Annotated in this window: 12 protein-coding genes; 10 read left to right on the forward strand and 2 right to left on the reverse strand. The window is 63.1% G+C overall.

What is annotated here, in order from left to right:
* Window positions 1-70: 70 nt before the first annotated feature.
* From ACN50D_RS20520 to ACN50D_RS20535, 4 genes are all read left to right on the forward strand, one after another.
* Window positions 71-1,939: a dynamin family protein gene (locus ACN50D_RS20520; protein ID WP_007726689.1), complete on the forward strand. Its 1,869-nt coding sequence runs from the start codon at window positions 71-73 to the stop codon at window positions 1,937-1,939.
* Window positions 1,936-3,420, forward strand: a complete 1,485-nt coding sequence (locus ACN50D_RS20525; protein WP_042452229.1) for a dynamin family protein — start codon at window positions 1,936-1,938, stop codon at window positions 3,418-3,420. Before ACN50D_RS20520 ends, ACN50D_RS20525 begins: the two co-directional genes overlap by 4 nt.
* Before the next feature lie 104 nt (window positions 3,421-3,524).
* A complete protein-coding gene (locus tag ACN50D_RS20530; protein WP_054187123.1) occupies window positions 3,525-5,108 on the forward strand; it encodes an MFS transporter in 1,584 nt (527 codons plus the stop codon).
* Window positions 5,109-5,131: 23 nt separating this feature from the next.
* On the forward strand, window positions 5,132-5,776 hold the full coding sequence (locus ACN50D_RS20535) for an FMN-dependent NADH-azoreductase (protein WP_054187124.1): 645 nt from the start codon (window positions 5,132-5,134) through the stop codon (window positions 5,774-5,776).
* Window positions 5,777-5,795: 19 nt separating this feature from the next.
* Here the strand turns inward: ACN50D_RS20535 and ACN50D_RS20540 are convergent, their stop codons facing one another.
* A complete protein-coding gene (locus ACN50D_RS20540) occupies window positions 5,796-6,800 on the reverse strand; it encodes a TIGR03617 family F420-dependent LLM class oxidoreductase (RefSeq protein WP_070162097.1) in 1,005 nt (334 codons plus the stop codon).
* A complete protein-coding gene (locus tag ACN50D_RS20545) occupies window positions 6,797-7,372 on the reverse strand; it encodes a hypothetical protein (RefSeq protein ID WP_039972689.1) in 576 nt (191 codons plus the stop codon). Before ACN50D_RS20545 ends, ACN50D_RS20540 begins: the two co-directional genes overlap by 4 nt.
* Before the next feature lie 262 nt (window positions 7,373-7,634).
* On the opposite strand from ACN50D_RS20545, the gene dnaK reads away from it, so the two are divergent.
* From dnaK to ACN50D_RS20575, 6 genes are all read left to right on the forward strand, one after another.
* Complete coding sequence (gene dnaK, locus ACN50D_RS20550) at window positions 7,635-9,488, forward strand: molecular chaperone DnaK (RefSeq protein WP_003944365.1); 1,854 nt, start codon at window positions 7,635-7,637, stop codon at window positions 9,486-9,488.
* The gene (gene grpE / locus ACN50D_RS20555; protein ID WP_003944430.1) at window positions 9,485-10,081 is read left to right on the forward strand and encodes a nucleotide exchange factor GrpE; all 597 of its coding nucleotides are present in this window, start codon (window positions 9,485-9,487) and stop codon (window positions 10,079-10,081) included. Before dnaK ends, grpE begins: the two co-directional genes overlap by 4 nt.
* Before the next feature lie 22 nt (window positions 10,082-10,103).
* Window positions 10,104-11,276: a molecular chaperone DnaJ gene (gene dnaJ / locus ACN50D_RS20560; RefSeq protein ID WP_003944329.1), complete on the forward strand. Its 1,173-nt coding sequence runs from the start codon at window positions 10,104-10,106 to the stop codon at window positions 11,274-11,276.
* Window positions 11,273-11,683, forward strand: coding sequence for a heat shock protein transcriptional repressor HspR (locus tag ACN50D_RS20565; protein ID WP_003944355.1), 411 nt, complete (start codon window positions 11,273-11,275; stop codon window positions 11,681-11,683). The genes dnaJ and ACN50D_RS20565 overlap by 4 nt, the downstream gene beginning before the upstream one ends.
* Window positions 11,684-12,015: 332 nt before the next feature.
* On the forward strand, window positions 12,016-13,230 hold the full coding sequence (locus ACN50D_RS20570; RefSeq protein WP_007726702.1) for an ABC transporter substrate-binding protein: 1,215 nt from the start codon (window positions 12,016-12,018) through the stop codon (window positions 13,228-13,230).
* On the forward strand, window positions 13,227-14,084 hold the full coding sequence (locus ACN50D_RS20575; RefSeq protein WP_007726703.1) for a branched-chain amino acid ABC transporter permease: 858 nt from the start codon (window positions 13,227-13,229) through the stop codon (window positions 14,082-14,084). The genes ACN50D_RS20570 and ACN50D_RS20575 overlap by 4 nt, the downstream gene beginning before the upstream one ends.
* The last annotated feature ends 1 nt before the right edge of the window (window position 14,085 follow it).

Here is a 14,085-nt window from a genome sequence, read left to right on the forward strand (position 1 = left end):
GCCCTGCGTGCGCTATGCGTTCGCAGGGCCGGATATTCGAGTCGGGAAGAATTGCGGGTCAACGTAGCTCATGAGTGATTCAGCGAGTCAGGTAAGCAGTCGGAAGGCGCGCGTCGCGTCGTCGACGGCGTCGTTGCTCGAACGAACAGCCGTCGTGGCGAAGGATTTCGGGCGCACGGATCTGGTGCGCCGACTCGAGAACGCTCAGGTGAGAGTCAACGACCCGCGTATTCGCATCGTGGTGGTCGGACCCCTCAAGCAAGGCAAGAGCCAGTTCGTCAATTCTCTGCTCGGCATCGACGTGTGCTCGGTCGGTGACGACGAGACCACTGCCGTGGCGACGGTAGTTCAGTACGCGGAGACCGCGGTCGCCGAACTGATTCTCGCCGATCCGGGTGCGGCGCCCATTCGGGTGCCCCTCCCGCTCGAGGAACTGATGGGGATCACCCCGGCCACGCCTCGCGCCGAAGGGCGTGAGGTTCTGCGTGTGGAAGTGGGTGTTCCCAGTCCGCTGTTGGCCGACGGTTTGGTTCTGATCGACACCCCTGGTGTCGGCGGTCATGGAAATCCTCATGCTGCAGGAACATTGGGATTGATCACTGCGGCCGATGCAGTGTTGGTTCTGTCGGACTCCAGCCAGGAGTTCACCGAACCGGAGCTGGGATTCATCCGCCAGGTCGTCAATCTGTGTCCTGCGGTAGCCGGGCTGATCAGCAAGACCGATCTGTACCCGCACTGGCGGCAGATCCTCGACGCCGATCGCGGACATCTCCAGCGTGCCGGGTTGGATCTGCCGCTCATTCCGATCTCCTCGGTACTGCGCTCGCACGCGCTGAGGCTGGGGGACAAGGAACTCGAAGCGGAATCCGGATTTTTGGACCTCTATCAGTTCTTGCGGGACAACGTCGTTGCGCGTGCCGAATCGAATACTCGACGCGCAGTTGCGATGGATGTGCGTTCTGCGGCAGCGCATCTGACGTTGGAGATGGGCAGTGAGCTTGCGGCGCTGAAGGATCCGTCGACCGCTCAGGCAGCGGTCGCGGGACTGCAGCGTGCCCGGGCAGCGGCCGAGGAACTGCACAAGAAGACCTCACTGTGGCAGCAGAGCCTCGGTGACGGCATCGCAGACCTCGCCGCCGACATCGATCACGACCTCCGGGACCGGTTGCGCCGGGTGACCCGCCAGGCCGAGGAGACGGTCGACGAAGGCGATCCCGGTAAGGACTGGGACGTCGTGGGGGAGTGGCTCGAACAGGAGATCGCCACCGCGATCGGTGACAACTTCGTGTGGGCGCATGATCGCGCACAGTGGCTGGCAGAAGTTGTGGCGCAGCACTTTGCGGAGACCGGTGACGTCGCGCTCCCGCATCTCGACGTCGCCGACACCGACGGTTTCCTGGAACCGGTCGGTGCATTGGCGGACCTCGAATCCGGCCGTATCGGCATCACTCAGAAAGTCCTGGTCGGCATGCGCGGCTCGTACGGCGGCGTGCTCATGTTCGGCTTGATCACCACGATGATGGGCATGGCTCTGGTCAACCCGATCTCCATCGGCGCCGGGGTTCTGCTGGGCACCAAGGCTTATCGTGAAGACAAGCAGGCTCAGGTACTCAAGCGTCGCGCTGAGGCGAAAGCGGCCATCCGACGGTTTGCCGACGACGTCAGCTTCCAGGTGGGCAAGGAGTCGAAGGATCGCCTACGCCTGGTGCAGCGGCTGTTGCGTGATCACTTCACCGACATCGCCGAGCAGGCGTTGCGCTCGATCAACGAATCCCTCCGCGCCACTCAGGAAGCCGCGCAGTTGGAATCGAGTGAACATGCCGCTCGGATCAAGCGTCTGGAGACCGACATGCGCGTCGTCGCGGAGCTCGACGCCGTTGCCGGAACGCTGATCGGCGAAACTCCCGCTCCTGCCTCGGCAAAGGTGACCAACGCATGAATGCCACGACCACCGTGACCGCAGTGGAGTCGGCACACGCCCTGATCGACCACGCCAGACGTGCCTACGCCGATCAGCCGCAGACGCGCGCCCAGTTGGAAGAATGTGCGGCCAGGCTCGACGAGCCACTCCGGGTGGCGCTCGCCGGCTCCCTCAAAGCGGGTAAGTCGACGCTGCTCAATTCGCTTGTCGGACAGGATATAGCGCCTACCGACGCGACGGAATGCACACGCGTCGTCACCTGGTATCGGAACGGGACGACGCCGCAGGTGACCGCGACGGCCGAGAACGGTGCCGAGTTCAACGTGCCGGTGACGCGCCGCGACGGCAGGCTCACGTTCGATCTGGGCGAGTACACCGCAGACTCGGTGGACCGCATCGACGTCGACTGGCCGTCTTCGGCATTGGCTCGTACGACGATCATCGACACACCGGGCACCTCGTCGCTCTCGACCGAGGTCTCGGCCCGCACCTGGGACATGCTCGTTCCCGACGGTGAGGCACCGGGCGCGGATGCAGTGGTCTACCTCTTGCGGGCTCTCAACGCCAGTGACATGCAGTTCCTCGGGAAGATCGCGGATCACGTGGGCGGAGAATCCGGGCCACTCGGAGTGATCGGAGTGCTCTCGCGTGCCGATGAGGTCGGCGCAGGCAGGCTCGACGCGTTGTCTTCGGCGAAGGACGTCGCGGCGCGATTCGCCGAGGAGTTGGAGCGAACCGGCCTGTGCCAGTCGGTGGTTCCGGTGGCAGGTCTACTCGCGCTCGCTGCTCGGACGATGAGGCAGAGCGAGTTCGCGGCCTTCTCGGCGCTCGCGCAGGTTCCGGCCGAGGATCTGAGCCTTGCACTGCTCTCCGCGGATCGCTTTGCCAGGCAGGACAGTCCGCTGCCGGTCGACGCGGCGATGCGGGCGCAATTGGCCGATCGGTTCGGGCTCTTCGGAATTCGCCTCGCCGTGACGTCGATCAAGTTGGGGGCGACCGATTCACCGTCCCTGGCGGCCGAATTGTTGGAGCGTAGCGGCCTGGACGAACTGCGTCAGGTGATCGACGTTCAATTCGGGCAGCGGGCAGATCAGCTCAAATCGCACACGGCGCTGGTGACGCTGGGAAGAATCCTCGAAGCCGATCCGAGCGAGGAAGGCGATCAGATCGCGGCGGAGGCGCAACGGTTGCTTGCCGATGTTCACGGCTTTCACGAACTTCGCCTGCTCGGGCGTCTTCGTTCGGTACACACGGATCTGCCACCCGACGACCTGGCACAACTGCAAAGACTGATCGGCGGCTACGGAATCCGGGCAAGTGACCGGTTGGGCTGCGAACCGGAAGAATCGCCGGAGGTGCAGCGTGCGCGGGCCACGGCGGCTGTCCGCAGATGGCGCGAGTTGTCCAGACATCCGCTCTTCGACAGGTTCACCTCGCGGGCCTGCCTGGTCGCCGCCCGCAGCGCCGAGGGCGTCCTGGCTGAAATTGTGCCCGAATAGGGACCCGTTCACTATGCGAGCGCCGGACGAGGGTTCTATCTTGAGTTCGGGATGATCCGGACATAACTCCCAGGTTCGGGTCCCACCTCGATGGGAGCACGCGCATGGCGAGTGACATCAAGTCCGCTTCACCGGATCGAGCCACCCTCGTCCTGGGGACGCTCATCCTGGTCGCTGCGGTCGCGAACCTCAATCTCTCGGTCGCGAATGTCGCTTTGCCCGATATCGGGCGGGCTTTCGACGCCAGTCAGACGCAACTGAACCTGATCGCGGTCGGCTACTCGCTGGGCCTGGCCGGAACGGTGCTCTACCTGGGGGCCTTGGGAGACCGATACGGCCGCAAGATGTTGCTGGTCACCGGCATGGCGCTGTCCATTCCGGCGTCGATCGTGGCGGGATTCGCCGGGAACTTCGAAGTGCTGTTCCTCGCTCGGATAGTCGGAGGCGTCTCGGCAGGTCTGGCGTTCCCGACCACGCTGGCAATCATCACGGCGTTGTGGGCCGGACCGGCACGAACCAAGGCGATTGCCATGTGGTCGGCAATCGGTGGCGCGATTTCAGCACTCGGTCCGATCGTCTCGGGGGCGCTGCTCGAGCAGTTTCACTGGGGTTCGGTCTTCTTCGTCACCCTTCCCTTGGCCCTTGTGGCACTGATCTGTTCCCTGGTGTTGGTTCCCGCTCACGTCAACGAGACGACCGAGCGAGTCGATCACCTCGGCGGCATAGTGTCGATCGTCTTCATCGGGGCGCTGGTATTGTCCATCAACTTTGCGCCGGTGAAGGGTTCGGGCACGTTGGCTCTGGTGCTCGGGGCGATAGCAGTTGTCGCGGGTATCGGGTTCTTCCTGCAACAGCGACGCGCGGTCAATCCGCTGTTCGATCTTCACGTAGCTGCGCGCCCGACCTTCTGGGTCGCGGCGGTGGGTGGGTTGGTCGTGTTCGGTTCGCTCATGGGCGCGATGTTCATCGGCCAGCAGTTCCTGCAGAACGTCCTCGGGTACTCGACGCTGGCAGCCGGTGCGGCGATCATTCCGGCTGCGCTGGCGATGGTGATCGTTGCGCCGCGCTCGGCGACCATGATCGAAAGGTACGGCGCCCGCGTCACGCTGCTCGCCGGCTACCTGTTCGTGGTTCTCGGGTTGTTCGTCGCGCTGTTCCTGTGGAACGAAAGCACACAGTATTGGCAGGTCGCGTTGGCCTATGCGCTTGTCGGCATCGGCGTCGGTCTGGCCGGCACACCGGCATCGCGTTCGCTGACCGGATCCGTTCCCGTGCACCGCGCTGGTATGGCGTCGGGAACCTCGGACCTGCAACGCGACCTGGGCGGCGCCATCATGCAGTCGATTCTCGGCGGAATACTCACGGCCGGGTACGCAAAATCGTTGGGAAATGCGATCTCGTCCTCGCCGAACGCATCCGAAGTGACTCCCGAAACTCAGGCCGCGCTCACCAAATCCTTCTCCAGCGCCGAAGTTCTGGCGGAACGCTACCCGCAATACGCGGAGCAAATCATGACCGCCGCCAAAAACGCCTTCCTGGACGGGGATACAAACGCCTACATCGCGGCGATCATCATCGTGTGTGCCGGTGCCGCGGTGGTGACGTTCTTCTATCCGCGTCGCGAGCGCGAACGAGTCCTGCTGGCGCAGTACGCGGCGGAATCCGATCTAGCCGCGGAGAAGAGTTGAGCGCGCTCTGGTAGTGATGAGGGATGCCACAGCTACTTCTCATCGATTCGTCCGCCGAACTCCACCACTCGACCTCACGTGATCTGACCGCACTGTTCGCTCAGCAGTGGTCGAAGAACAGCCCGGATCACACGACGGTGACGTTGGACCTGCACCGGGATCCCTTGCCGCACCTCGCGGACGCGGCCCTGCACTATGCACCACGCTTGCGAGTCGAGGGCGAGATTCCGGATCCCGCAGCGGAAGCACTCCAGGCTCGGGTCATCGAGCAACTTACCGCTGCAGACGTCGTCGTGATCGGTGCGCCGATGTACAACTGGTCGATCCCGTCCACGTTGAAGGCGTGGATCGACTACGTACACGTCCTGGGGACTACGGTGCCTTTCGACACGCGTACTCAGCCTCTGGCAGCTAAGCCGGTGGTGATCGTCTCCAGCCGCGGAAACACCTATGCGCCGGGCTCGGGAAACGAGGCCAACGATCACACCGTCCCGCCACTCGTTCAGGTGCTCGGGGTGTCGATGGGAATGGATGTCTCCGTCATCACCGCGGAACTGACTTTGGCGCAACGTATTCCGGCGATGGCACCTCTGATCGAGCAGGGTGACGCGAGCCTGCGTGCTGCCCGGGAGTCGTTGACCGAGCTGGCCCGTACCTTGGGGGCCTGATCAAGAAGTTCGACCGGGTTCAGGTGAGAGACGAGATCATCGACGCCACGTCTGACGGTTCTACGTCGTAACCGGGGAAATAGCAGCACACTTCGTCGGCATGTTCGCCGAACCGCCGCCGAATCTCGGTGGCGCACTCTTCGGGAGTGCCGACGACGGCGAGTGTGGTCAGCATCGGATCGGTGATCAGCGACGCCATCTCGGTGTAGCCACCTCGCTTCGACAGGGCATTGAGTTCCGGTTGGACCTCGCCCCACCCTTCGACGTCGAGCACCGGACGGTATGCGGGCGTCGAACCGTAGAACGAGAGCAGGGCTCGGACGCCTCTGGCGGCCGCGGCAAGTTGATCCTCGCCGCGGCCGACGCCGACGATGACCTGCGGGATGATCGTGAATTCGTCTCGGGTGCGGCCGGATTCGCGAAGACCTGCATCGACGGCCGGAAGTGTTCGTTCGAGGAAATGACGTTGCGTGTGGAACGGCATGACCAGTAGTCCGTCGGCCACCTCGGCAGCCGTCCTGGTCATCACCGGTCCGAGCGCACCCATCAGGATGGGCGGCGGCCCATAGGGGTTGGGGCCGGGATCGAACGTCGGAGGCATCAACGTGTGGGTGAAGAACTCGCCGCGGAAGTTCAGCGTCGAGGTGTTCTCCCACGCAGTGAAGATCGCCTTGACCGCTGCGACCGTCTCCTTCATGCGGGCCGCCGGACGCGACCACGTTGCGCTGTAGCGTTTTTCGATGTGCGGTTTGATCTGCGATCCGAGACCCAGTCGAAAGTGGCCGCGACTGAGCAACTGCAGGTCGTTGGCCGAATGCGCCAGATGCATGGGACTGCGGGGGAATGCGATGGCGACGTTGGTCATCAGGTCGAGGTCGACGGCCGATGCTGCTTCGACGAGCGGGAAGAACACGTCGTGTGGTCCCTCGAACGTGAACAGGCCACCGGCGCCGGTCTCCGCGAGTTCACGGCTACGAGCAGCGCCCGCGCCCGGCGCGGAGTCCAGTTGTACGTGAACCTTCATCGGCGTCCCCGCAGCCAGGTGCTGACACCGGGAGCGAACGGAGCGATCGCCGCCACCGCGACCAGGGCGCAGTAGAGAATCGGGCCCCATCTCAGAACTCCGGCGCCGATGTCTGCTGCGCCGTCGACCAGAGACATGAAGCCGAGTCCGGCCGCGATGCTCACGACTCCCACGATCGCCGTCATCACCCGCCCGGCGTTCTTGCGTGCGCGGAGGAGTTGAAGGCTCATGAGTGCGAGCAGGACCAGGACGAGAGCGCCGCCGCCGCTGCCCGCGAGTACGACGGTCACGGCATCGGAGATGTCGGTGGACGAGTATCCGGGATTGTCGCGCGCAGTCGATTCTTCGAGAGCCGACCGGACGTCGTCGAGGCTGGTGACTACCACTCCGGCGATTCCGGCCAGGACGACGAACGAGCCGATCCAGGCAGAGGTAGACAATGTCACGGCTTTGGGTGTCTCGTCGCTCGCTGCAGGTCGGAGCGGCCGAACCGAGACGTCGGGTCGCTCGGGTGCCGGGCGTGGAGGTGACGGGCGAGGAGGTCGCGCGGGAGAATTGTCGGGATCGGTCACCGGCCGATCGTAGCCATTCGGAGAGATACGGAAGTGATGTGGCGCACTTTTCCGGCTTTTCGGGGAAGGCGGGAACAAATCTACGTGGGCTGTAGTTGACCATTTCGACAAGCTTGAGCGCCCTCGGCTCAACTTCAAGTTGACTCCCGGCCACGGTCGGAGGCAAACTTGAGCGGAGGACGCTCACCAAGCGAAAAACTCGCGGTCATGTTCGAGATCAACCACTCGGGCAGAGAACCGCAGAACGAAAGGTAGGAACACTATGGCTCGTGCAGTCGGTATCGATCTCGGTACGACCAACTCGGTAGTTGCAGTGCTGGAGGGCGGCGAGCCCGTAGTGGTCGCCAACGCCGAAGGCTCACGTACCACCCCCTCGGTGGTCGCATTTGCCAAGAACGGCGAGGTTCTCGTCGGTCAGCCCGCGAAGAACCAGGCAGTCACGAACGTCGACCGCACCCTCCGCTCCGTCAAGCGCCACATCGGCACTGACTGGAACGTGGAAATCGACGGCAAGAAGTACACGCCGCAGGAAATCAGCGCCCGCACGCTCATGAAGCTCAAGCGTGACGCGGAGGCTTACCTCGGCGAAGACATCACCGACGCCGTCATCACCGTCCCCGCGTACTTCGAGGACGCACAGCGTCAGGCAACCAAGGAAGCCGGCCAGATCGCCGGCCTCAACGTCCTTCGTATCGTCAACGAGCCCACCGCGGCTGCACTGGCATACGGACTCGACAAGGGTGACACCGAGCAGACCATTCTGGTCTTCGACCTCGGTGGCGGCACCTTCGACGTCTCCCTGCTCGAAATCGGCGACGGTGTCGTCGAGGTTCGCGCAACCTCCGGTGACAACCACCTCGGTGGCGACGACTGGGACGAGCGCGTCGTCGCTTGGCTGGTCGACAAGTTCAAGGCTCAGAACGGCATCGATCTGACCAAGGACAAGATGGCCCTGCAGCGTCTGCGTGAGGCTGCGGAGAAGGCGAAGATCGAGCTCTCCAGCTCGCAGAGCACCTCCATCAACCTCCCGTACATCACGGTCGACGCGGACAAGAACCCGCTCTTCCTGGACGAGCAGCTCACCCGCAGCGAGTTCCAGAAGATCACCTCGGACCTGCTCGATCGCACTCGTGCGCCGTTCCAGGCAGTGATCAAGGACAGTGGAATCGCCGTCAAGGACATCGACCATGTCGTGCTCGTCGGTGGCTCCACCCGTATGCCGGCCGTCTCCGATCTGGTTCGTGAACTGACCGGTGGCCGTGAGCCCAACAAGGGCGTCAACCCGGACGAGGTCGTCGCCGTCGGCGCCGCACTCCAGGCCGGTGTGCTCAAGGGTGAGGTCAAGGACGTTCTGCTCCTCGACGTCACGCCGCTTTCCCTCGGCATCGAAACCAAGGGTGGCGTGATGACCAAGCTCATCGAGCGCAACACCACGATCCCCACGAAGCGTTCCGAGACCTTCACCACCGCTGACGACAACCAGCCTTCGGTGCAGATCCAGGTCTTCCAGGGTGAGCGCGAAATCGCTTCGCACAACAAGCTGCTCGGCTCCTTCGAGCTCACCGATCTGCCGCCCGCCCCGCGTGGCGTTCCGCAGATCGAGGTCACCTTCGACATCGACGCCAACGGCATCGTGCACGTGACGGCGAAGGACAAGGGCACCGGCAAGGAAAACACGATCAAGATCCAGGACGGCTCCGGTCTGTCCAAGGAAGAGATCGAGCGCATGGTCAAGGACGCCGAGGCTCACGCCGAGGAAGACAAGGCCCGTCGCGAAGAGGCAGAGGTTCGCAACCAGGCCGAGTCGCTGGTCCACCAGACGGAGAAGTTCGTCAAGGAGCAGCGTGAAGGTGAGAACGCGGGCAAGGTCTCCGAGGAGATCCTGACCAAGGTCGAGGCAGCGGTCAAGGACGTCAACGACGCCCTGGCAGGCACCGACATCGCTGCAGTGAAGACCGCAGTGGAGAAGCTGGGCACCGAGTCGCAGGCTCTGGGCCAGGCCATCTACGAGGCTTCCGCTGCAAACGAGGCCGGAAACACCGACGGCGCAGGCAATGACGACGACGTCGTCGACGCCGAGGTTGTCGACGAGCCCACCGACTCGGACAAGAAGTGACCTCGGACAACCCCGAGAACAACCCGGTCGACCCCGAGACCGGTGCACAGGGAGAGGCGGCGGGGGAATCCCTGCCGCCGCTCGACTCGGAAGACACAGGGGTAGTTCAGGAAGCAGAGTCGATCGTGGAGGAAGCATCCGCCACCGATCAGCTCGCCGAACGGACTGCGGATCTGCAGCGACTTCAGGCGGAGTTCACCAACTACCGTCGTCGCGTCGAGCGTGACAAGCAGGTCATCAAGGAAACCGCGCGGGCTTCGGTCATCACCGAGCTCATCGGAATTCTCGACGACCTGGATCGCGCTCGGGCACACGGTGACCTCGAATCGGGTCCACTGCGTGCACTCGCAGACAAACTCAACACGACCCTGACGGGTCTGGGTTTGACCGACTTCGGCAGCGAGGGTGACGATTTCGATCCCGCACTCCACGAAGCGGTGCAACATGAAGGCGAAGGCCACGACCCCGTACTCGGGACGGTCATGCGCAAGGGATACAAGCTCGGCGACCGGGTCCTTCGGACCGCAATGGTGGCCGTGACGGACCGGGTAGGCGACAAGCCTGCAGACGGTTCAGAACAAGAAGCGAAGTAAGAGTGAGAGGAGGAGACGCCCAGTGAGTCAACGGGAGTGGATCGAGAAGGACTTCTACAAGGAGCTGGGCGTCTCGTCCACCGCGACGGCCGACGAAATCAAGAAGGCGTATCGCAAGCTGGCTCGGGATCTTCATCCCGACGCCAACCCTGACGATGCGAAGGCCGAAGAGCGTTTCAAGTCCGTCAGTGAAGCTCATGCCGTTCTGTCTGATCCGGACAAGCGCAAGGAGTACGACGAGGCTCGGCGCCTCTTTGCCAGCGGCGGCTTCGGCCCCCGCGCGCAGGGCGGCGGCGGATTCAACCCCGGCGCTGGTGGTTTCGACATCAACGACCTGTTCGGCGGCGGGGCCGGTGGGCAGGACTCGGGTCTCGGAGACATCTTCGGCGGATTGTTCAACCGCGGGGGAGCGGGCCAGCGAACAGCTGCGCCCAACCGCCCGCGTCGAGGCAAGGATCTCGAGACCGAGACGACGCTCGCCTTTCGTGAAGCAGCGCTCGGTGTCACCGTCCCTCTTCGTCTGACCAGCCCTACGTCGTGCACCACGTGTCACGGCAGCGGCGCAAAGCCAGGCACCAGCCCGCGAGTGTGCCCACATTGCAACGGAACCGGCGTGGTCAGCCGGAACCAGGGCGCCTTCGGATTCAGTGAGCCGTGTGACGATTGCCGGGGAACCGGCTCGATCATCGACTCGCCGTGTGAAGACTGCCACGGTAGCGGAGTCACCAATCGCACACGGACCATCACGGTTCGCGTGCCTGCCGGTGTGAGCGACGGTCAGAAGATCAGACTCAAGGGCAAGGGCGAAGCGGGACTCCGCGGCGCTCCGGCCGGCGACCTGTTCGTCAACATCCGCGTCAAGCCGGACAGTGTCTTCGGACGCAACGGCGACGACCTGACACTGACGGTTCCGGTGAGCTACGGCGAGCTGGTGCTGGGAACGACACTGTCCGTGCCGACTTTGGAAGGCCGTGTCGGAGTGAAGGTTCCGGCTGGAACGGTGGACGGACGCATTCTGCGAGTTCGCGGACGCGGTATCCCCAAGCGGCCGGACGGTGCCGGTGACCTTCTGGTCACGGTCAAGGTATCCGTTCCGCAGAAGTTGGACGACCCGGCGATCGAAGCGCTGAAAACCTATCTCGAAGCCGAGAAGGCGAGCGGGTTCGATCCACGGGCCGGGTGGGCCGGTGCATGATGACAGAGCGACCGCAGAATCAATGGGATGCGACGGTCGATCCTGACGCTCAGATCTTCGTGATCTCGGTGGCAGCCGAGTTGGCCGGAATGCACGCGCAGACTTTGCGTAACTACGACCGACTCGGGTTGGTCACCCCGCATCGAACCACCGGTGGCGGACGACGCTACTCCCCGCGCGATGTTGCGCTTCTTCGTGAAGTACAACGGCTTTCGCAGGACGAGGGAGTCAACCTTGCCGGAATCAAACGAATCATCGAACTGACCAACCAGGTCGAGGCTCTGCAGCATCGCGTCCGCGAATTGGCCGAGGAGATCGCGAAAGTCCATGCGGGCTATCGCCGGGATCTCGTGCCGATTCCGCGCAACAACGCGTTGGTGGTCTGGAAGCCCCGCAACCAGCGATAGTCGGACCTTTACACAAACGGCTCCACGCCCTGTCGGATTCATTTCGTCGAATCCGCCAGGGCGTGGAGCCGTTTCGGCGTTTCCACCCAGCGGGAAGAGATCTGTCGACGCCGCCTCAATGTGCATAGCGTCCGCTTCCATGACTCCACTTTTCAGCGTTTGACGTTATCCAGATCACATTCTATGCTCCATCCCAAGCAACTGCTTGCTAGATCATCAAGCGGGTGCTTGGTTGGCTGGTGCTCGAAATCAGGCACGTCCACCGGCCGATCATTCTTTCGTCAGGTATTCGCCTGACGTTCGGTGCATACATGTGTTCTAGGAGTGCAGACATGAATCGTCGGCCCATTCTTGTTGCGGCAGTTGCCGTGACGGCTCTGGCTCTTGCAGGGTGCAGTGGTTCTTCGGAGTCCGACGGAGGTGCGGACTCGCCCTACCGTGTGCTGCTGACCGGCGGGATCAGTGCACAGGGAGTCCTCGCGGCTAATTCGCAGACCTCGCTGCTCGCCACCAAGGCGGGCGTTCAGGTCCAGAACGAAGCCGGGGGGATCGGTGGCCGTCAGATCGAGCTCACTACGGTGGACGACGCGGGTGACGCAACCATCGCCGTCACCAAGCTGCGCGAAGCCATCAATTCGGGGAACAAGCCTGACCTCTACCTGAACTCGGGTCCGTCGTCGATCGCGGCTGCGGTTCTGCCGATCCTCAAGCAGAACAACATTCTCTCGATGAGCATGGCTCCCTCGCCCGATTCGACGGACCCCTCGAAGTTCCCGCTCAACTTCGATCTGGCTCCGGGTGCGACCGATACCGCTCGCGGAATTTCCGAGTACGCGAAGTCCAAGGGTTACAGCAGCGTCGGAGTCTTGCACGGCAGCACCGCTTACGGTGAGCTGTTCGGCGAAGAAATGACCAGTGCTTTGCAATCCGCAGGTCTGAAGGCCGCCGGTAACGAGGAGTACGACGCCGCCGCTTTGGACATGACGGCGCAGTTGCAGTCGCTCAAGAATTCGGGTGCCGCGGCAATCGCCTTGGATGCGTACGGCGCTCCTCTCGGATACGTGTTGCAAAGCCTCGAGCGACTCGGCTGGGACGTGCCGCTGGTCGGAAACACCTCGGTGTCTGCCACCAACCTGATCGCGAATGATCCGCCGGCCGGTGTGCTCGGCACCCCGCAGGTGAAGAACCTGGTGACGCAGGTGTTCAGCAGCACGGTGTTCGATCCGAACAACGCACTCGTCAACACGATGGTGGACACGATGGCTTCGCTGGGCTCCATCCCGTCGACGCTGATCCTCGCGGACAACTACGACGCATTCCCCCTCGTCGCGGCGGCAGCGGAGAAGGTCGGCAGTTCGACCGATCCGAAGAAGCTCGCCGAAGCACTGGAAACCACTGAGGTCCAGGAGAATGCCAAGACCGCATTCCTCTCGCGCTACAACTTCAGCTCCGACAACCACGGCCCGAACCCGGACACCAGCGAGCTGAAGTTCATCAGTCCGACGAAGATCCTCAACGGTCAGTTCGGAAACCCGGCTGCGTCATGACCATTCTGTGGTCCGGATTGGCGCTCGGCGCGGTCTACGTGCTGGTTGCCATCGGGTACAACATCGTTTTCGTTTCCTCCAACACATTCAACTTCGCTCAAGCTCAGCTGATGATGGTGGGCACCTTTGTCGCCTACACGGGTCTGGTGACCCTGAAACTCCCCGTTCTCGTGGTGGCCGTCATGGCTACCGTGACCGTGATGCTCCTCGCCTCGGTCGAGGAGATCGTCGCGATCAGACCGGTGGCCGATCACCAGAACCAGTTGGTCACGACGTTGGGTGTCGCAACTCTGCTCAACGGCGCCACTCAATTGATCTGGGGTAGTGAACCTCTCACGGTTCCGTTCTTCGGATCGAACGAACCGATCACCCTGCTCGGCGGCCGTACCTACCCGGTCGAGATCGCTCTGCTGGTTGCGGCGATCGCACTGGTCGTCGGGTTGAGTTACGTCTCGAAGAAAACGATGACGGGTCTGGCTCTGATCGGCATCTCCGAGGATCGTGAAGCGGCGATGCTGCGAGGAGTCAACGTACGACGGTTGGCACTGGGAGCGTTTGCCTTCTCGGGTGCCTTGGCCGGTGTCCTCGGACTCTTCGTCGGCCCCAAGACGTTTGCAGTTGCGACGTTGGGTGCAGCGTTGGCCCTCAAGGGATTCGTGGCGTTGGCGATCGGCGGGTTCGGCTCTCTGCCTGGCGCTTTGATCGGCGGTCTGACCGTCGGCCTGGTGGAATCGTTCACCGCCCTGTGGGCGGGAAGTCAGTACAGCAATATCGCCGTCTTCACGGTGCTGATCGTCATCTTGATGGTCAAACCGGCTGGACTGTTCGGCAATGTCCGAGAACGGGTGGTGTGAG

This window comes from Rhodococcus sp. SB1D (assembly GCF_048573875.1).
Classification (GTDB): domain Bacteria; phylum Actinomycetota; class Actinomycetes; order Mycobacteriales; family Mycobacteriaceae; genus Rhodococcus_F; species Rhodococcus_F qingshengii.

Bases quoted from the DNA above. Each gene is read 5' to 3' on its own strand.
- ACN50D_RS20520 (WP_007726689.1), top strand. From the start codon at position 71: ATGAGTGATTCAGCGAGTCAGGTAAGCAGTCGGAAGGCGCGCGTCGCG.
- dnaK (WP_003944365.1), top strand. From the start codon at position 7,635: ATGGCTCGTGCAGTCGGTATCGATCTCGGTACGACCAACTCGGTAGTT.
- ACN50D_RS20540 (WP_070162097.1), bottom strand. From the start codon at position 6,800: ATGAAGGTTCACGTACAACTGGACTCCGCGCCGGGCGCGGGCGCTGCT.
- ACN50D_RS20525 (WP_042452229.1), top strand. From the start codon at position 1,936: ATGAATGCCACGACCACCGTGACCGCAGTGGAGTCGGCACACGCCCTG.
- ACN50D_RS20535 (WP_054187124.1), top strand. From the start codon at position 5,132: ATGCCACAGCTACTTCTCATCGATTCGTCCGCCGAACTCCACCACTCG.
- ACN50D_RS20530 (WP_054187123.1), top strand. From the start codon at position 3,525: ATGGCGAGTGACATCAAGTCCGCTTCACCGGATCGAGCCACCCTCGTC.
- ACN50D_RS20565 (WP_003944355.1), top strand. From the start codon at position 11,273: ATGATGACAGAGCGACCGCAGAATCAATGGGATGCGACGGTCGATCCT.
- ACN50D_RS20570 (WP_007726702.1), top strand. From the start codon at position 12,016: ATGAATCGTCGGCCCATTCTTGTTGCGGCAGTTGCCGTGACGGCTCTG.
- ACN50D_RS20575 (WP_007726703.1), top strand. From the start codon at position 13,227: ATGACCATTCTGTGGTCCGGATTGGCGCTCGGCGCGGTCTACGTGCTG.